The sequence below is a fragment of the Pseudomonadota bacterium genome (assembly GCA_041395565.1).
Lineage (GTDB): Bacteria > Pseudomonadota > Gammaproteobacteria > UBA9214 > UBA9214 > UBA9214.
The window spans coordinates 561,386-579,711 of the sequence record JAWLAI010000002.1 but is presented as its reverse complement, the minus strand read 5'-3'; the positions used below and the strand labels follow the sequence as shown (position 1 = coordinate 579,711).

At 65.6% G+C, this 18,326-nt stretch carries 18 protein-coding genes; 8 read left to right on the top strand and 10 right to left on the bottom strand.

Annotated features, from left to right (window positions below):
• Window positions 1–160: 160 nt before the first annotated feature.
• Together R3F42_02855 and R3F42_02850 are read left to right on the top strand one after the other, a co-directional pair.
• Window positions 161–988: a bacterial transcriptional activator domain-containing protein gene (locus tag R3F42_02855; protein MEZ5540963.1), complete on the top strand. Its 828-nt coding sequence runs from the start codon at window positions 161–163 to the stop codon at window positions 986–988.
• Window positions 989–1,611: 623 nt separating this feature from the next.
• Entirely contained in the window at window positions 1,612–1,896 is a 285-nt protein-coding gene (locus R3F42_02850; protein MEZ5540962.1) for a hypothetical protein, read from the top strand.
• Between the two features lie 120 nt (window positions 1,897–2,016).
• On the opposite strand, the gene R3F42_02845 is transcribed toward R3F42_02850, so the two are convergent.
• Window positions 2,017–2,295 carry a hypothetical protein gene (locus R3F42_02845; protein ID MEZ5540961.1) on the bottom strand — a complete coding sequence of 93 codons (279 nt, stop codon included), beginning with the start codon at window positions 2,293–2,295 and terminating at the stop codon, window positions 2,017–2,019.
• 581 nt (window positions 2,296–2,876) lie between these two features.
• Between R3F42_02845 and R3F42_02840 the strand changes: the two genes are divergently transcribed.
• The 6 genes from R3F42_02840 to R3F42_02815 all read left to right on the top strand — a co-directional run bounded on the left by R3F42_02840 (window position 2,877) and on the right by R3F42_02815 (window position 10,090).
• Window positions 2,877–3,632: a DUF4197 domain-containing protein gene (locus R3F42_02840; GenBank protein MEZ5540960.1), complete on the top strand. Its 756-nt coding sequence runs from the start codon at window positions 2,877–2,879 to the stop codon at window positions 3,630–3,632.
• Between the two features lie 205 nt (window positions 3,633–3,837).
• Window positions 3,838–6,162, top strand: a complete 2,325-nt coding sequence (gene mrcB, locus R3F42_02835; protein MEZ5540959.1) for a penicillin-binding protein 1B — start codon at window positions 3,838–3,840, stop codon at window positions 6,160–6,162.
• A complete protein-coding gene (locus R3F42_02830) occupies window positions 6,159–6,704 on the top strand; it encodes a tetratricopeptide repeat protein (GenBank protein MEZ5540958.1) in 546 nt (181 codons plus the stop codon). Before mrcB ends, R3F42_02830 begins: the two co-directional genes overlap by 4 nt.
• A gap of 180 nt (window positions 6,705–6,884) precedes the next feature.
• A complete protein-coding gene (locus R3F42_02825) occupies window positions 6,885–8,819 on the top strand; it encodes an ATP-dependent DNA helicase (GenBank protein MEZ5540957.1) in 1,935 nt (644 codons plus the stop codon).
• A 1-nt stretch (window position 8,820) separates the two neighbouring features.
• Window positions 8,821–9,507: a tRNA (adenosine(37)-N6)-threonylcarbamoyltransferase complex dimerization subunit type 1 TsaB gene (tsaB, locus tag R3F42_02820; GenBank protein ID MEZ5540956.1), complete on the top strand. Its 687-nt coding sequence runs from the start codon at window positions 8,821–8,823 to the stop codon at window positions 9,505–9,507.
• 139 nt (window positions 9,508–9,646) lie between these two features.
• Window positions 9,647–10,090, top strand: coding sequence for a universal stress protein (locus tag R3F42_02815; GenBank protein MEZ5540955.1), 444 nt, complete (start codon window positions 9,647–9,649; stop codon window positions 10,088–10,090).
• A 138-nt stretch (window positions 10,091–10,228) separates the two neighbouring features.
• Here the strand turns inward: R3F42_02815 and R3F42_02810 are convergent, their stop codons facing one another.
• The 9 genes from R3F42_02810 to dapC form a co-directional block, all read right to left on the bottom strand.
• Complete coding sequence (locus R3F42_02810) at window positions 10,229–10,879, bottom strand: arylesterase (protein MEZ5540954.1); 651 nt, start codon at window positions 10,877–10,879, stop codon at window positions 10,229–10,231.
• Between the two features lie 90 nt (window positions 10,880–10,969).
• Window positions 10,970–12,229 carry a TRAP transporter large permease subunit gene (locus tag R3F42_02805; protein ID MEZ5540953.1) on the bottom strand — a complete coding sequence of 420 codons (1,260 nt, stop codon included), beginning with the start codon at window positions 12,227–12,229 and terminating at the stop codon, window positions 10,970–10,972.
• Window positions 12,226–12,720: a TRAP transporter small permease subunit gene (locus R3F42_02800; GenBank protein ID MEZ5540952.1), complete on the bottom strand. Its 495-nt coding sequence runs from the start codon at window positions 12,718–12,720 to the stop codon at window positions 12,226–12,228. Before R3F42_02800 ends, R3F42_02805 begins: the two co-directional genes overlap by 4 nt.
• Window positions 12,707–13,753 (bottom strand): TRAP transporter substrate-binding protein DctP, encoded by a 1,047-nt coding sequence (gene dctP, locus R3F42_02795; protein ID MEZ5540951.1) that lies wholly within the window; start codon window positions 13,751–13,753, stop codon window positions 12,707–12,709. The genes R3F42_02800 and dctP overlap by 14 nt, the downstream gene beginning before the upstream one ends.
• Window positions 13,753–14,649 carry a TRAP transporter TatT component family protein gene (locus R3F42_02790; protein ID MEZ5540950.1) on the bottom strand — a complete coding sequence of 299 codons (897 nt, stop codon included), beginning with the start codon at window positions 14,647–14,649 and terminating at the stop codon, window positions 13,753–13,755. The genes dctP and R3F42_02790 overlap by 1 nt, the downstream gene beginning before the upstream one ends.
• Window positions 14,646–15,785, bottom strand: a complete 1,140-nt coding sequence (dapE, locus tag R3F42_02785) for a succinyl-diaminopimelate desuccinylase (protein MEZ5540949.1) — start codon at window positions 15,783–15,785, stop codon at window positions 14,646–14,648. Before dapE ends, R3F42_02790 begins: the two co-directional genes overlap by 4 nt.
• Window positions 15,782–16,141, bottom strand: a complete 360-nt coding sequence (locus tag R3F42_02780; GenBank protein MEZ5540948.1) for an ArsC family reductase — start codon at window positions 16,139–16,141, stop codon at window positions 15,782–15,784. The genes dapE and R3F42_02780 overlap by 4 nt, the downstream gene beginning before the upstream one ends.
• Before the next feature lie 90 nt (window positions 16,142–16,231).
• Complete coding sequence (dapD, locus tag R3F42_02775; GenBank protein MEZ5540947.1) at window positions 16,232–17,053, bottom strand: 2,3,4,5-tetrahydropyridine-2,6-dicarboxylate N-succinyltransferase; 822 nt, start codon at window positions 17,051–17,053, stop codon at window positions 16,232–16,234.
• Between the two features lie 46 nt (window positions 17,054–17,099).
• Window positions 17,100–18,296, bottom strand: a complete 1,197-nt coding sequence (gene dapC / locus R3F42_02770; protein ID MEZ5540946.1) for a succinyldiaminopimelate transaminase — start codon at window positions 18,294–18,296, stop codon at window positions 17,100–17,102.
• Window positions 18,297–18,326: the final 30 nt, after the last annotated feature.

Below are 18,326 nucleotides of genomic sequence, written 5' to 3'. Positions count from 1 at the left end.
TCAGCAAATTTGACAAAAAAATCCATCGTAATTCGGCGCCATCCATTTTTGTAATTTAATACAACGGGTTATGTGTACGGCATATTTTTTGCAAAATATTCTCAGGTGTAAGGTGTGAAAAGCCGCCGGGCAGGCGTGCATATTGCGAAGAACAACACTCATGACAGAAATCGACCCTGAGATCGAAGGTGAAGTCGCCGAAGCAACCGCAGGCACATCACTCAGGATCTACACACTTGGCCGCTTTTCGCTGGTACGCGAAGGCACTGTGCTGCGCTACACCCGCAAGGCGCCAAGCAAGCCGCTCCTGCTACTCAAGGTACTGATCGCTTGCGGCGGGCGCCAGGTGGGTGCCGCAAACATCGCCGCCATTCTCTGGCCCGACAAGGATGGCGACCTGGCCCAGCAGTCATTCGAAACCACGCTGCACCGGCTGCGCAAGTTTCTCGGGCGTGACGATTTCCTGCTGCTGGAAGACGGTCGTGTCACACTCAACAGTGAACAGGTGTGGGTCGATGCCTGGGCTTTCGAGCGCCATCTGTCAGAGTTACGGCTGCTCATGACCCGGCCCGCCGGGGACGGTACCGCGGCCAGCCGCTTCGACATGCTCGCGAGCAGCGTGTTGCGGATGTACCAGGGTCATTTCCTTGCCCGTGACGACGCAGCCTGCTGGATGGTGTCGATCCAGGAGCGCCTGCGCAACAAGTATGTGCATTGCCTGCTCGACTTCGGCCACTACTGGGAAGTCCGTGGCCAGGTCCACAAGGCAGTTGCGTGTTACCGCAAGGGCATCGAGGTCGATGACCTGATCGAAACCTTCTACCAGCGCCTGATGTTCTGTCTGCAGCAGACCGGGCGCGAACCGGAGGCGATCGCGACCTACCGTCAGTGCCGCCACGTCCTCTCCGTCGTACTCGGTCTGCAGCCGACCGAGCACACCAACCGGCTCTACCGCAATCTGCTTGACCGCCAGGCCCGGCGCGCCTGAGCCCCTTTCCAAGAACCCGTCTGGTACGCCGTCGCGTGCAGTAAAGCTGTACGCAAGGTGTATGGCGGCCGCTCCCGGCTTGGCCCAGGCCAGTCTCTCGACCGCTCTGCGGACTCACCTGCTCCTGCCTCCCGCGGCGCTGGACACGACTGCAGGGATACAGGAGGTAGAGCAGTGCCTGGAGCAATTGCCGAGTCTGTCCGAGTGTCGCGCAGCGCAGAGAAGTGCGAGAGCGACAGCCTCTTCCCGCTAAGGGGTACGGCGGTGGCGTGGTGGTCCTGCAGGTGCAAGCCCGTAACACCCCGGGCGCGTTATCCGGACGAATCCCCGGGTGGGTGATCTCGGTTCCCGCTGTATTGCGGTGTGCCCGTAGCGCTGCGGTGCTGCTACGCGCCGCGCCTTGCCTCGATCCCGCATTGCCACGGTCGCGGTTGCGGGCAATACCACGATAGGTCCTGGTCCTGCAACGGCGCGGACAGCACCGCGCCGGTATCATCCCGTGTGCATGGCATCATTCAAGTGCGCGCTTCCACACCCGTTGATTTCGCCGCAGTCGCATTCAAGCCGGCGTGAAATTTTGAATCTGTAAGTTATCTGTAAGCCGCTCCAGGTTACGTTTATCCATGCTGAATAAAGGCAACCGGCAACTTAAACATAATAACCAAGCAGGCGTGACTATGGATTGCTTCATCATCAGGGTGTACCGGCACACAGCCCAGGAAAATGGCCAACCCGGAGAAATCGCGGGACTTGTCGAGCGTGTCGGCCGTATGGGTAACGGCAAGCCTTTCACCAGTTACACCAGCCTGGTGAGCGCATTGCGCGAAACGTACACCACTGAAGCCGCCAACTTGACCGAAAACGATAACGGGCCTTTGCGGCTGGTACACACGGCAAAACAGCGCTAGCCGGAACAGGATTTATACCAACACAAACCATCCAGGACAACGGCAATGAACGTCAGGAAAATTATCACAGCTTGTTCCGCAGCCCTACTGCTGACAGCCCTGTCAGGCAGCAGCTCCGGGTCAATGATCCACAACGTGTTCGATGACTCTTATGGTGATGCCGGTGGCCATGACGGGCCGGGCAAGGGCAACCATGAGGGCATGGGTGGCTGGAATGGGCACGATGGCGATGACGGCCATGAAGACGACGGTCATGGTGACGGGTTTTCCGGGCATATGGGCGGCTTTCGCCACGGTCGCGATATTTGCGCCGAGCACGGCAGTGAATGCGGGCCTTTCCCGCCGGGCGATATGCACGGTCATCATCATTATGGTGATCATCACCATGGCGATGATCATACCGTGGTACCCCTGCCGGCATCGGCTTGGCTGTTCGGTAGCGGTCTGATCGGTATGGCCAGCATCATGCGTCGCCGCAATCGCAAGGGCAAACAGGATTGAACGACTCCGTAAATAACCCCCGGGACCGCATCGCGACCGGGGGGATTTTTTGGAAGGTGAATTGACAGGTTTCCATCTCCGTAAATAACCCCCGGCACCGCGCTGCGACCGGGGGGATTTTTCGGAAAGTGAATAGACAGGTTTCCATCTCCGTAAATAACCCCTGGTACGCTCCGCGAACCAGGGGCGTTTTTTTTGATTACCCGATCCCGCCACGCAGCGCGTGCCCAAGTTCAGCCCGTGATTCACAGCTGGTGTGTTCGGCCCGGTCTGACGGCAGACGGATGCCTATGAACGCAGTGGCAGCCAGGACGCTGGTCAGCGCAGGGCGGGTGTATCCAGGGTGGCGGGTCCTGTCCGACTGCCGGTTTTGTGCTACCTTCCTGGGTGGCCCTGTGGTTCCGCCGGATCCGGATGCATATCCTGACCCCGCCGGGAGGGCAGAATCGATTGAAAACACCGTTTCGCGGAGGCATGCCATGAATAAGAAAGCGTATCTGCCAGCCACCCTGGTTGCCGCGCTGCTGATCAGCAGCACATTGCACGCCGGGCTCTCGGACCTGCTCGGAACGCTGAAGGAAGGCATGTCCGGCAAGGGGAGTTCCGGTACGAGCGGCGTCAGTGCACTGAGCGAGGCCGAGACGGCCTCCGGCCTGAAGGAGGCGCTGAGTCAGGGTACGCGATTCGCGGTCGAACAACTCGGCAAGGACGGTGGCTTCCTCAACGATGCCAGGGTGCGGATACCCATGCCGAAGAGCCTGGCCTGGGTTGAGAAATCGCTGCGCACCCTGCGTCAGGACAAACTGGCGGACGAATTCGTGGCATCGATGAACCATGCGGCAGAGCGTGCCGTACCCGAGGCCGCGGCGGTGTTCGGCGACGCCATCCAGCAGATGACGCTGGACGATGCGCGCGGGATCCTGACCGGCCCGAATGATGCCGCCACGCAGTATTTCCGCAGGACCACGGCGGAAACGCTGACCGCCAGGATGCGCCCCATCGTGGCGGAAGCGACGGCGCGCGCCGGCGTCACTTCCTCGTACAAGAACATGGTGTCGAAGGCGGGCGGTCTGTCCAGCCTACTGTCCAGCGATGCCACTGATCTGGACGGCTACGTGACCGAAAGGACACTCGACGGCCTGTTCCTGATGGTGGCGGAGGAAGAAAAGCGCATACGCCAGAACCCGCTGGCCCGTTCCAGCGATCTGCTCAAAAAGGTCTTCGGCAGTCAGTAGTCAGACGTTCGCGCGGATGCCGACACGCCGTATCGACGGCGTAAATGCAGCCGCAGTGGGCGCCGTACGCGCGCGGCGATCCGGCACAGTGTCACTGCGGGGTGGCGATAGGCGTACCCGCCTGGATCGGTTAAACTAGCCCACTTCCGTTCTGCCGTGATCGCGGTGCGTGCACCGCGTTCCTGACCAGCGAAGGCCCTTTTCCATGACCCGACGTCGCCCGCGCCGGCGCAAGTCGTCCCGGCGCAAGCGCAGCCACAAGTCGTTTCCCTGGTTCAAGCTGTCGCTGGCTTTACTGCTGGTGGGCGCGGCGTATGTCGCGTGGCTGGACATTCGCGTTAACGCGCAGTTCACCGGCAAGCGCTGGTCGCTCCCGGCCCGGGTGTATGCCCGTTCGCTCGATCTGTATGTTGGTCAGGAACTGACACCGGAGCAACTGGTCGGCGAACTGAACGCACTGAATTACCGACCGGTGCGTTCACCACAGCAGCCCGGGCAGTATTCGCGCAACCGCGAGGTCTTCCATATCATGACCCGGCCGTTCGCCTTCTGGGACGGTATGGAGCCGTCCCGGAACCTGCGTGTGTCATTCGCGGGCGGGGCGGTGGCGCAGCTAGCAGACCGCAGCAGCGGCAGCGCCGTCGCGCTGGCACGGCTCGATCCGGTACTGGTCGGCAGTTTCTACCCCGCACACAACGAGGACCGGGTGCTGCTGCAGCTCGCCCAGGTGCCGGTCGGGCTGATCAATGCGCTGATTGCCGTCGAGGATCGCAGCTTCTATCAGCATCACGGCGTCGCGCCGCTTGCCATCCTGCGTGCACTGTGGGTCAACATGCGTGCCGGCGGCGTCGTGCAGGGCGGCAGTACCCTGACGCAGCAGCTGGTGAAGAACTTTTTCCTCAGCAGCGAACGGTCGCTGGTGCGCAAGATCAACGAGGCGATCATGGCCTTGCTGCTGGAGTTGCACTACAGCAAGGACGAGATCCTCGAGGCCTACCTGAACGAGGTCTATCTGGCACAGGACGGCAGCCGTTCCATCAACGGTTTCGGTCTGGCCAGCTATTTCTATTTCGATCGGCCGCTCGCGGAGCTCACGGTCGACCAGTATGCGCTGCTGGTCGGACTGGTAAAGGGGCCTTCCTATTACAATCCCTGGAAACACCCCGAGCGTGCGCGTGCGCGGCGCAATCTGGTGCTGGACGTGATGGCTGAACTCAAGCTCATCGACAAGGAGGCTGCCGCACGCGCCAAGTCCCAGAAGCTGGGTGTCGGTTCGGTAGGGCGCAAGGCGATCAACGCGTTTCCCGCCTTCCTGGACCTGGTGCGGCGCCAGTTGCAGTCCGATTACCGTGACGAGGACATCACCTCGGAGGGCCTGACCATCTTCACCACGCTGGATCCGCAGGCCCAGTGGCAGCTCGAGCGTGTGCTGTCCAGGCGTCTGGACGAACTCGAGCGCGGTCTTGGCATGGAGCGCGGCAAGCTGGAGGGCGCAGCGGTCGTGACCTCGGTCCAGAGTGGCGAGGTGCTGGCCATGGCGGGTGGGCGCGACCCCAAGTTCGCGGGCTTCAACCGGGCGCTGGATGCCTACCGCCAGGTAGGCTCGCTGCTCAAGCCCGCGGTGTACCTGACAGCGCTCGAACAGCCGCAGCACTATACGCTGGCCACCTTGCTCGATGACAGTCCGCTGACCTGGACCGCCCGTAACGGTGATACCTGGGAACCCGCCAACTACGACAAGCAGAATCACGGCATGGTGCCGCTCTACCAGGCACTGGCGCATTCCTACAACATCAGCACGGCACGCCTCGGTCTGACACTGGGAATCGACAAGGTCATAAACACCCTGCGCCGGCTGGGGGTGGAACAGCGTCTCAATGCCTATCCGTCGCTGCTGCTGGGTGCCGTTGAAATGTCCCCCTACCAGGTGACGCGCATGTACCAGACCTTCGCCAACGGCGGGTTCGCCACGCCGCTGCGCGCCATCACGGCGGTTCTCGCCGCGGACAAGACGCCTTTGCAGCGGTATCCGCTCAATGTCCAGGCGGCGATCTCACCGGGACCGGACTACCTGATCACCACCGCGCTGCTCTACGTGGTGCGGGAAGGCACCGGACAGGCGGTCTACCAGTCCCTGCCGGCGGACCGCAATGTCGCCGGCAAGACCGGTACCACCGACGACCTGCGCGACAGCTGGTTCGCCGGCTTCACCGGTGACCGGCTCGGCGTCGTCTGGGTGGGACGCGACGACAATCAGTCTACCGGTCTCAGCGGCTCCACCGGGGCATTGCGCATCTGGCGCGATGTGTTCGCCGGCTTCAACGACTCGGGCTGGCACCAGACCCTGATCGACGGCATCGAATATCAGTGGATCGATCCGGCTACCGGTTTGCTGGCTGATGCCGGCTGCCCCGATGCCGTACAATTGCCGTTTATCAGCGGCAGCGCACCGACCCAGCCCGCACCCTGTATGCGCGGCATCGGCAACCTGCCGGAGGCGGTTGACTGGTTCAAGGAGCTGTTTCAGTGAGATCGATCGACACGACATACCCCGGCCTGGCCGTGCTGGCGCTGTTGTTGCTGCTGTCGGGCTGCGCGCCGACCTACTACCCACCGCGCGGCGAGCGCCAGCCCCCACCGGTCGGTGGACAATGGCCGGATTCGGGCGGCTTGCCGCAGCCGGCACCGCCCGTGAGCGGCATGCCGCAACCGCAGCAGCCGGCAGCGCCCGTGGCGCGGCCGCAGCCGCCGGCCGTGGTGGCACTGCTCGATACCGCGGAACGGCAGGCGAACAGCGGCGATCTGGAGGCCGCTGCCGCCTCGCTCGAACGCGCGATCCGCATCGATCCACGCAACCCGGTGCTCTGGTATCACCTGGCAACGGTACGCTTGTCGCAGGGTGATTCGCAGGCCGCGGAACAGCTCGCCGCCAAGTCCAACAGCCTGGCCAGCGGTAATGCCGCGCAGCAGGCGCGCAATTGGCAGCTCATCGCACGTGCCCGGCACGCCCAGCGCGACGACGCGGGGGCCGCGGCCGCGGAACAGCGGGCCCGCGAGCTGGCGGGACGGTGACAGCCTGCCGACGCCGTGCCGCAGACTGTAGGCGCGCTGCGCCTGCACGCGCTTTGTCTGGGCGAGACGCGCGCGGACGCGGCCAGACCTGCAGCTATATCGCATCACCCCATGGCGCTTGCGCATGATCGAGAGACCTCGGGCTGCGAGGCGCGCTCGCGTCCCGGCCGGTAACCGACGATGACCGAGATCTCCGAGCTGCTGAGTGATGCTGGTCCGCTGGCCGTGCACGTGCACGGATTCGCGCCGCGCGCGGAACAGCAGCAGATGGCCGAGGCGGTCGCCGCGGCGATAGACGGGCGTTCCCGTCTGATCGTCGAGGCAGGTACCGGTACCGGCAAGACCTTCGCTTACCTGCTGCCGGCGCTACGCGCCGGGCGCAAGGTCATCATCTCGACCGGTACTCGCCACCTGCAGGACCAGCTCTACGGCAGGGATCTCCCGGTCGTGCGCGCGGCCCTCGGCTTGCCGGTGCGCAGCGCGCTGCTCAAGGGCCGTGCCAACTACCTGTGCCTGCACCGGCTGGCAACGGCGGGCGGCGATGGCCGCCACTTCAACGGCAGGCAGCTGCATGAATTCGAACAGGTCCGGGCCTGGGCCGGACTCACCACGCTGGGCGATATCGCCGAACTCGGCGCGGTCCCGGAAGACTCGCCGGTATGGCCGCGCGTGACCTCGACGGTGGAAAACTGTCTGGGCCAGGAATGCGAATATTTCCAGGACTGCTTTGTCATCCGGGCGCGTCGTAACGCGCTCGAGTCCGATGTGGTGGTGATCAACCATCACCTGCTGTTCGCGGACATGGTGCTGAAAGAGGAGGGGTTCGGCGAACTGCTGCCGGGCGCCGATGCCTTCGTCATCGACGAGGCACATCAGCTGCCCGAGGTCGCCTCGGTCTTCTTCGGGATCACGCTGAGCAGCCACCAGCTGCGCGACCTCGCGCGTGACGTGCGCATGGAGCATCTGCGCGAGGCCGGCGACATGCAGGACCTGCCGGAGGCGGCGGAGCACCTCGAAGGGCTGGTGCACCGGCTGCGCCTGGCGCTCGGTCAGCAGGACCGGCGCGCGGCGTGGTCGGAAGTCGCCGCAGACGCGCGCGTGCGCGCGGTGCTGGAGGACCTGGCGGGGGCGTTGCTGCGGCTGGAAGACTGGCTGGTGCCGGCGGCCGAGCGCGGCAAGGGGCTGGATAACTGCCGCCAGCGCGCGCTGCAGCTGCGCCAGCGGCTGGCGCAGCTCATGGCAGGCGAATCCGGCGGCTATATCCAGTGGTTCGAGACGCAGCGTACCGCGTTCCGGCTCAACCTGACACCGCTCGAGGTGGCGCCGGTATTTCGCAATTGTCTCGACAACCTCGCCTGCGCCTGGGTGTTCACCTCGGCGACCCTCGCGGTGGGTGACAGCTTCGCGCATTTCGCCAGCCGGCTCGGACTGGAAGATGCGAAGACCCTGAAGCTGGACAGCCCGTTCGATTATGCCGGCAACGCGCTGCTCTATCTGCCGGATGCGATGCCGGACCCGAACGGACCGGATTACACGGACGCCGTGGTTGCCTGCGCGCGCGACGTGCTGGCTGCCAGTGACGGACGCGCCTTCCTGCTGTTCACCAGCCACCATGCCCTGCGCACGGCGGCCCGCCAACTGGAGGCGGACTGTCCTTGGCCGCTGCTGGTGCAGGGCGAGGCGCCCCGGCGGGCGCTGCTGGATCGTTTCCGGGCGCTCGGCAATGCCGTGCTGCTGGGTACCAGCAGTTTCTGGGAAGGTGTCGATGTGCGCGGCGAGGCACTGTCCTGTGTCATCATCGACAAGCTGCCATTCGGATCGCCCGGCGACCCGGTGTTGCAGGCGCGCATCGAGGCGCTGCGTGAACAGGGCGTGAATCCGTTCATGGCCTATCAGCTGCCGCATGCGGTGATCGCGCTCAAGCAGGGTATCGGGCGCCTGATCCGCGACCATGCCGACCGCGGGGTGCTAGTGTTGTGCGATCCGCGCCTGCGCAGCAAATCCTACGGCCGGGTGTTCCTGAACAGCCTGCCGGCCATGCCGCGTACGCATGCCGTGGCCGACGTGCAGGATTTCTTCGCCGCTGCAGGCGCCGCGCCGCTGGAACTCGGCTGATATGGCGACGCACATCCTCGCGATCGAGACCGCGACCGCGGCTTGCTCCGCCGCACTGACGGTCAACGGGGACGTGCTGGAACGCTACGCGCTGGCGCCGCGCCAGCACGCCACGCTGATCCTGCCCATGATCGAAGCGCTGCTGGTGGAGGCCGGCCTGGCGGTGACGGCGCTCGATGCCATCGCCTTCGGGCGTGGTCCCGGCTCCTTCACGGGGGTGCGCATCGCCGCCAGCATCGTGCAGGGTATCGCCTTTGCCGCGCAACGCCCGGTGGTGCCTGTATCCACGCTGGCGGCCCTGGCCCTCGGTGCGCAGCGCGCCAGCGGCGGCACGGCCATCCTGGCCGCGCTGGACGCGCGCAAGCACGAGGTGTACTGGTGCGCCTACCGCTATCGTGACGGCCGACTGCAGGCGGAGACGGCCGAGGTGGTACGGGCGCCGGCAGCGGTCGCGGTCCCGGCGCACGGCGACTGGATCGCCGCGGGCAGCGGCTGGGCGGCCTACGGGGACAGCCTCATGCCGCGCCTGGGCGAACGCGTGGTGCGGGTCCTGCCGGATCTGGAGCCGAGTGCCGGTGACGTCGCGCGACTCGCGCTGCCGGCGTTCGCGGACGGCGCTGCGGTCGCGCCGGAACAGGCCCTGCCGGTCTACCTGCGCAACGACGTGGCCGACGCGCGGCGGGCCTGACGGCATGACCGCGGCGGGCGCCACCCGCCGCGGCCGCGTCGGCGGCTGGATTGATGCCCGTCAAGGCGGCTCTTCCACAAATTGCCAGCCTTGCGTATAAACATAGCGATAGTGCACCGCACAGACAGGAGCCCGGGACGTGAAGAATTTGCTCGTCGCCATCGACGATATCGATACCACAACCATCGCCGCGCCGCTCATCGAGCATGCCCTGGAACTGGCGCGTGCGCTCGGGGGCAGGGTCTGGCTGGTGCATGTCGTGCCGCATACGAGCTCGAACGGGGTCTACAACGTCGACAGTACGGTGCTGCGCCGCGAGGGTGCCGCCGAACTGGGTGCCGAGCACGAGTTCCTGCAGACGCTCGCGCGCTGCATGCGCGAGCGCGGCGTCGAGACGAAGGCGCTGCTGATCGAAGGCGCGACCGTACGGACGATCCTGAAGGAAAGCGAGCGCTTGGCGATCGACCTGATCATCATGGGCTGCCACCGGCATCGCGTACCCTACGGCGTACTCACGGAATTCACGGAAGAGGGCGTGCTGGGTCACTGCATCTGTCCGATCATGTATGTGCCGACAGCGTGAGACATGCGACCAGCAACTGACTCGATATCCGAACCGGGGACATGCCAACGGATATTCAATACGCGTCCGTCCCGGTGCCGCGCAGGCCTGATTCCATAACAGTCACACTTTCCCCGCGGTGGTTGCTGTCCCGCGCTGTCAGTCGATGGCGCCGCTGTCTTCGAGCAGGGCGTAGATCGCCTCGGCGATATGCCGGTAGCCCGCGGCGTTGGGATGGATGCGATCCGACTTCAGTCGCGCATCGCCTTCAACCGCGGCGATGACGGCGTTCTCGTAGGCTAGTCCGTACTGCTCGGCCAGTTCTCCATACAGCTTGGCGGCTGATAGACCGAACAGCGTCGGCTCCGGCACGCCGAGCAGTACCACTGGTATGCCGCGGGATTCCGCTGCCCGGATCATCGCCTCCAGGTTTGCGCGCAAGGCGTGCGGGTCGAGGCGCCGCAACAGATCATTGCCGCCATGGCATAGCAGGAGCAGTGCCGGCCGGTAGCGTTCCAGCAGCTCGGGCAGGCGTGCGCGGCCCGCGGCGCTGACCTCGCCGGGCACGCCGGCGTTGATTACCTCGCGCCCGAGCAGGCGCGCGAGCGCGGCGGGATAGCTTGCTTCCCGCGCGGCGCCGCTGCCGCGCGTCAGGCTGTCGCCGAAGGCGAGAATGACCGCATCGACCGGCAATGCCGGCAGGCGTGGCGGGCGTTCGCCGCAGGCTGCGAGCAGGAGACAGGTTGCGAGGCAGACGCCGGCCAGCAGGTTCCGGTAAGGGAACCGGACTAAGACGGCCGGATTGCGCATCGTCACGCCGGGTTCAGCAGCCGTTATGGCGTATTCACAAGACGCCGTTGCGCGCGCAGGGAGTTGCAGTACTGCCGGCAGACGCCGCGGCTAGCGCCACCACAATGTGAACGCCGGTACGTAGGTGATGATCACCAGCCACAGCAGCATGAGCAGCAGGAACGGCAGTGCGGAATTGAACAGCAGCAGCACGGGACGCCGGAAGCGCTGGCTGGCGATGAACAGGTTGATGCCGACGGGCGGCGTGCTGTAACCGATCTCCAGGTTGGCCAGGAAGATGATGCCCAGGTGGATCGGGTCGATGCCGTAGTTGCGTGCGATGGGCAGGATCAGCGGCACCACCACCACGGTGGCTGAAAAGATGTCCATCATGCAGCCGACGACCAGCAGGAACACGTTGAGCAGTACCAGGAACTGCAGCTTCGAGTCGATGTGCGTTTCCATCCACCCCAGCAGCTGCATCGGGATCTGCGCATCGATCAGCAGGTTGGTGAGACCCATGGCCACGCTGAGGATGATCAGGATGCTGCCGACCAGGATGGCGGCGTCCCGCAGCAGGCCCGGCAGGTCCCGGCGCAGGCTGAGTTCGCGGTGGATCAAGCATTCCAGTAGCAGTACATAGGCCGCGGTGCAGGCCGAGGCCTCGCTGATGGTGACGAAGCCGCCGAAGATGCCGAGCAGGACCCCGACCGGCAGCAGGATGTCCCAGATGCCCGCGCGCGCCGCGCGCGCCAGGGTACGCAGCGAGAAGCGCTGGCGCTGTGCGCCGCTCTTGTTGCACGCGTACAGGCAGTACATGCCCAGGATCAGCATCAGCAGCAGGCCCGGCACGATGCCGGCCAGGAACAGCTGGTCGATGCTGACTCCGGCGACGATGCCGTACAACAGGATCGCGAGACTGGGTGGAAACAGCAGGCCGAGCGAGCCCGAGGTGGTGAGCAGGCCGAGGTTGAAACGTTCGCGATAGCCGGCGTGCAGCAGCAGCGGCATCATCAGGCCGCCGAGTGCGAGGATGGTGACGCCCGAGGCGCCCGAGAAGGCGGTGAAGAAGGCACAGGAGGTGAGTGTGACGGCGGCGATGCCGCCGGGCAGCCAGCCGACCAGGGCGTTGAACAACCCGATCATGCGCTGCGGGGCGCCGCCGGCGGCCAGCACCACGCCGCTGAAGGTGAACAGCGGGATGGCGGCCAGGTAGGGCGAAGATGCGAGCCGGTTCAGCTCCACCGCGAGCAGCGCGGGATCGAGGCCGGCATTCCAGGTCGCGAGCAGACTGCCGCCGGCCAGGGCGACGAACAGCGGCATGCCGACCAGCGCCAGTGCGACCAGCAGCACGACCAGCACGACGGTCATCGCCGTTCGTCCAGGGGGGGCAGGTACAGGCCGCCGATCAGGAAGTGCACGGTGAGCAGGCAGAAGCCGAACGGCGTGATCAGGGCCAGGATCGAGGACCAGCGTTCGTGGGCGGCCACGAACTGCCAGTCGTCATACCAGAAACGCATGGCGGCCCATGCCATCACGGCACAGATCATGGCCGAGAGCAGGTACAGCGGCGGCGTGATCCGGCGCAGCCGTTCCTGCGTGAGGAAGGCGGCAACGATGTCGATGCGGATGTGGCGGTGACGCTCGATGGCCAGCGCGGCGCCGAAGAAGGCGATATACAGCACCAGGTAGCGGGCCAGCACGTCCGCGTTGGGAACGCCGGAATCCAGCAGGTTGCGCAGCAGGACCTGTCCCAGGATCAGTGCCAGCAGCAGCATGAGCGACAGCCCGGCCATGAAACCGTCGAGACGGATCAGGGTGTGGCGCAGGGCGCTGATCCAGGCCGGCTCAGTGCGCAGCATCGGTGCTGACGTCTGCCTTGTGGGCGCGGAATTCGGTCAGCCAGCCGTTGACCCTGGTCAACACGGCTTCCGGTATGTAGCCGGTCGCCATCAGTTCCCGCCCGGCCTGCTGGCTGATTTTTTCGATGTCACCCGAGACCAGCGAGGCATCGGCATCGACCAGGATCATGCCGCGTTCCTTCATCAGCGCCAGCGCCTCGAGATTGTCCGCGCGCGTCGCCGCAATCAGCCGGTTCCCGGTTTCCGCGCCGGTACGCCTGAGCAGTGTCTGCAGATCCTGCGGCAGGTTCTGGAAGAAGCGGCGCGAGACGACCAGCGAACCGATGCCGTTGGCCATGGGCACGTTGGTGATGTACTGCGTCTTGGTGAACCATTGCAGCGCGATGGCGCCGAGCGGGGGCGCGTACACCGTGTCGATCATGCCGGTCGAGAGGCTGGTGTAGACGTCGATGATGGACAACGGCACCGGCGCCAGGCCGGCGGCGTCGAAGAATGCCTTGCCGAGCGGGTCACCCTGCCAGAACCAGATGCGGCGCTGCCTGAGGTTGTCGAGTGTGGCGATCGGTTCCTTGGAGAAGAAATAGATATAGCCGACCTCCATCCAGCCCACGAGTTCGTAACCGCTGTCGCGGTAGCCCTGCTCGATGGAAGGCATCAGCCGTTCGCGCACGTAGTCGATTTCATCGATGCCCTCGAACAGGAACGGCAGCTCCAGCACGCGCGCGGGCGAGTAGATCTGGCCGATACCGTAGCCGGTGAAGGCGCCGCCCTGCAGCTGCCCGAAGCGGATCTTCCGCAGCACGTCCGGTTCGTCGCCCTGCACGCCGCCCGGGTAGATCTTGAAGACCAGGCGGCCGCCGCTCGCGGCCTTGACCTGTTCGCCCCAGTCCTCCAGCAGCTTGACCCAGGTGGTGCCTGCCGGTGCCAGGGTCGCGAATTTCAGCTCCCAGGTCCGCTCCGCGAAGGCGGGTGCGGTGCTGCAGGCCGTCAGCAGCAGCGCGGTCAACCAGCGTTTCAGTGCGTGCATGTTCATCAGAACCATTCGTGCTCCAGGGTCAGCAGGCGCGCGGCATGCTGCTTGGCGATGCCGTTGATCAGCGCGAGGTCGGGATCGAGGTCGTCCGGCGCGTCGAGCACGTGTTGCAGGCGTGCGTGGAATGCGTCCCGGTCGAGCTGCTGGCGGTGCAGGTACTGCGACTGCAGCACATCGACCAGCAGCAGCCGGTCGGCGTTCAGCTGTGCCGCGCGTTTGAAATGATGCGCAGAACGCTCGAAATCACCGCCCAGCAAGGGCGAGCGGCCGCCGTAGTAGACCCCGAAGAACAGGTGCGGCCCGGCGTGGTAGAAACCTTCGTCCAGATCCAGCGCGCGCTGCATGAGGGCGGCGGCATTCGCCAGGCTGGCGATCACCGTGATCGTGTCGCGGTTCAGGTCGATCCATTTGCCGAGGCACGAAGCCGTCCAGAACAGGGCGGGAACGGCACGCGCATCCAGGCCGGCGGCGGCCGCGGTCAGTTCGTCCGCGCTGGCGCTTTCCGGATCCAGCGACAGTCCGGCCGCCTGCAGCGCGCTGCGGGCATGGGTGTAGCAGCGCCGGTAGAGCACGGCGGCACGCGCCGGGTCCTCCGCCTCGATGAAACCGAAGCCGTAACCGTAGAAGCCCTCGGCGGCATACAGACGCAGGGTGCTGTTACCCGGGTCCTCGACCAACATGCCTTCCAGCATTTTCAGGTTCGCGGGCATCGCCGCGCGTGCGAGTTCGAGGTCGGTCTCGCGGTTCATGGCCGTGATGCCGCTGTCGAGGATCGCGGTCGAGCCGCGCACCACCAGCTGGCCCATGGAGCAGGCGGATAGCAGCGTGACGCCGGCCAGCAGGCCGGCGCGGCGCAGCAGGCGGGCCGCGCGGTGTGGACGAAGCGCTGATTTCATGCCGTCTCCTTTCCTAGCAGCAGTTCCAGGATTCTCTCATAGATTACGGATATCTGGTCAATTTCCGCGATCTCCACGCATTCGTTGACCTTGTGTATGGTCGCATTGAGCGGACCGAGTTCGACCACTTGTGCGCCGGTGGGTGCGATGAAACGGCCGTCCGATGTGCCGCCGCTGGTGGAGAGTTCGGTCTGGCGGCCGGTGACGTCCGCAATGGCCCGGCAGGTGGCATCGACCAGCGCCCCGGACGGGGTCAGGAACGGCGACCCGGACAGGTGCCAGTCGAGGGTGTAGCGCAGGCCGTGCCGCTCGAGGATCTCTTCCACCCGTGACTTGATGCCGGCCGCGGTCGAGGCGGTGGAAAAGCGCAGATTGAACAGCACCTCCAGCGTCCCCGGGATGATGTTCACGGTGCCATCGCCGGCATGGATGTTGGAAATCTGGAAGCTGGTCGGCGGGAAATGCGCGTTGCCGCGATCCCATTCCACCGCCGCCAGTTCGGCCAGCGCCTGCAGGGCGCGGTGAATGGGATTGTCCGCGCGCTGCGGATAGGCGACATGGCCCTGCTGGCCGTGTACCCGCAAGCGGCCGTTGAGCGAGCCGCGCCGGCCGTTCTTGATCACGTCCGCGGTCCGGTCCACGCTGGAGGGTTCGCCGACCAGGCACCAGTCGATGTGTTCGTTGCGTGCGGCCAGGTGCTCGACGACCTTGACCGTGCCGTCCACCGACGGGCCTTCCTCGTCGCTGGTGATCAGGAAGGCGATCGAACCCGCATGGTCGGGATGCGCCGTGACGAAGCGCTCGCAGGCCGTGACCATGGCCGCGATACTGCCTTTCATGTCGGCCGCGCCGCGACCGTAGAGCATGCCGTCGCGGATGACGGGCGTGAACGGATCGGTGTCCCACTGGCTGCGGTCGCCGGGCGGCACCACGTCGGTGTGACCGGCGAAGACGAACAGCGGCGCGTCGTGGCCGCGCCGCGCCCACAGGTTGTCGACCGGCCCGAAGCGCAGGTGCTCGATGCCGAAGCCGGCCTGCGCCAGGCGTTGCGCGAGCAGTTGCTGGCAGCCGGCGTCATCCGGCGTGATGGAGGGACGCGCGATCAGCGCCTGCGCCAGGTCCAGCGTGGCGCTCATGACCGGGCCGCTCCGCCGAACAGTGCCTGATAACTGTCGGCATCGAAGCCCACCTGCAGCCGCCGGCCCCGGGCCAGCACCGGACGCCGGATGAGGGTCGGCTGCTCCAGCATGAGACGGGCGGCGTTGCCCCGGTCGATACTCGCGCGCGCCGCTTCCGGTAGCCGGCGCCAGGTGGTGCCGCGGCGGTTCAGGAGCGACTCCCAACCCACCGCATCGATCCATGCCGCGAGCCGGTCGTCGTCCAGCCCGTCCCTGCGCAGGTCATGGAAGCGGTAGGCGATACCATGGTCGTCCAGCCAGCGCCGTGCCCGCTTCACCGTGTCGCAGTTGGGGATGCCGTAGAGCGTGATCATCAGGGGCGGTGTCCGGGAGTCAAGAGATACCCCCTCATTACGAGGCGCGTAGCGACGCGGCAATGACGGGGAATAGTCGCATGGCTGTCACTAGATATCCCGCAGCAGCGCATTGATGCCGACCTTGGAGCGGGTCTTCTCGTCGACACGCTTGACGATCACCGCGCAGTAGAGGCTGTACTTGCCGTCCTTCGAGGGCAGGTTGCCGGATACCACCACGGAGCCGGCGGGTATGCGGCCATAGAGTATCTCGCCCGATTCGCGGTCGTAGATGCGGGTGCTCTGTCCGATGTAGACGCCCATGGAGATGACCGAGCCTTCCTCGACGATGACGCCCTCGACCACCTCGGAACGGGCGCCGATGAAGCAGTTGTCCTCGATGATCGTGGGTGCGGCCTGCACCGGTTCGAGCACGCCGCCGATACCGACGCCGCCGGAGAGGTGCACGTTCTTGCCGATCTGGGCGCAGGAGCCGACGGTGGCCCAGGTGTCCACCATGGTGCCGGAATCGACGTAGGCGCCGATGTTGACGTAGGAGGGCATCAGGACCGCGCCCGGCGCGATGTAGGCACCCTTGCGCGCGGTGGCGGGGGGTACCACACGCACGCCACCCTCGCGGAACTCGCGCGAGTTGGTGTCGGCATACTTCGAAGGCACCTTGTCGTAGTAGTTGGTGAAGCCGCCCTTGATGAAAGCGTTGTCCTCGATGCGGAACGACAGCAGCACGGCCTTTTTCAACCAGTCGTTGACCACCCAGGTACCGTTTTTCTTTTCCGCCACGCGTGCCACGCCGCGGTCGAGCATGTTGATGGCCTCCAGGGTGGCCTCCTTGACATGGGTTTCCACGCTGCGCGGGGTGATATCGGCGCGTCGTTCGAAGGCCTCTTCGATGGTTGCCTGCAGGTCGCTCATGGCTGGTATTCTCCGGTATGGCTGTAAAATTATGCGATTGTACCCGTTAGACCGCCTGAAGGTACGTCCTGATGCGCTGCGCCGCCTCGATGCAGTCCTCCGGCGGGGCGACCAACGCCATCCGCACATAGCCCTGACCGGGGTTGAAGCCCGCGACCGGCCGCGACAGGAAGCTGCCGGGCAGCACGATGACGTTGCAGTGCTGCCGCAGCGCGCGCGCGAAGGCCGCATCATCCCCGGGGGTGCGCGCCCACAGGTAAAAGCCGGCCGCGGGTCGCTGCACGTCCAGTACGTCCGCCAGCAGCGGCAGGACCGCGTCGAACTTCTGCGTGTACAGGCGCCGGTTCTCCTCCACGTGCCGCTCGTCAGCCCAGGCGCGCTGGCTGGCCGCCTGCGTGGCCGGCGGCATGGCGCAGCCGTGGTAGGTGCGGTAGCGCAGGAAATTCGCGATGAGCGCGGCATCGCCGGCCACGAAACCGGAGCGCAGCCCGGGCGCGTTGGAGCGCTTGGACAGGCTGTGGAACACCATACAGCGCCGGTAGTCGGTACGGCCCAGGGCGGCGGCGGCGGCGAGCAGGCCGACCGGCGCCGCGCTACCGTCGGGGTAGATTTCCGAATAGCATTCGTCCGAGGCGATCACGAAGTCGTATTCGTCGGCCAGCCCGATCAGCTGCTGCAACTGCGCGCTGGGCATGACCGCGCCGGTCGGGTTGCCCGGTGTGCAGATGTAGATCAGCTGGCAGCGCGCCCATACCGCCGGCGGCACGCTGTCGAGGTCGGGGAGATAGCCGGTCGCCCGCGTGGTGTTGAGGAAATAGGGTTCCGCCCCGGCCAGCAGCGCGGCGCCCTCGTAGATCTGGTAGAACGGGTTGGGCATGAGCAACAGCGGCGCCTTGCTGCGGTCGATCGTGCATTGGGCGAAGGCGAACAGCGCCTCACGCGTGCCGTTGACCGGCAGCACCATGGTTTCGGGATCGATGCTGCCGGCGGGCAGCGCGAAGCGGGCGCAGAGCCAGTCGGCGATGGTCGTGCGCAGCCCGGCTGCGCCCCGTGTCAGCGGATAATGCGCCAACCCGTGCAGGTGGGTGATCACTTCTTCCGCGATGAAACCCGGTGTAGCATGACGCGGTTCGCCGATCGACAACGAGATCTCCTGCAGGCCGGCCGCCGGGGTGAGTCCACTGAACAGCCTGCCCAGTCGTTCGAACGGGTAGGGCTGCAACCTTGCCATGTCGGGATTCATACTGTGGTGGGGCGGCTGCGCGCGCTGCAC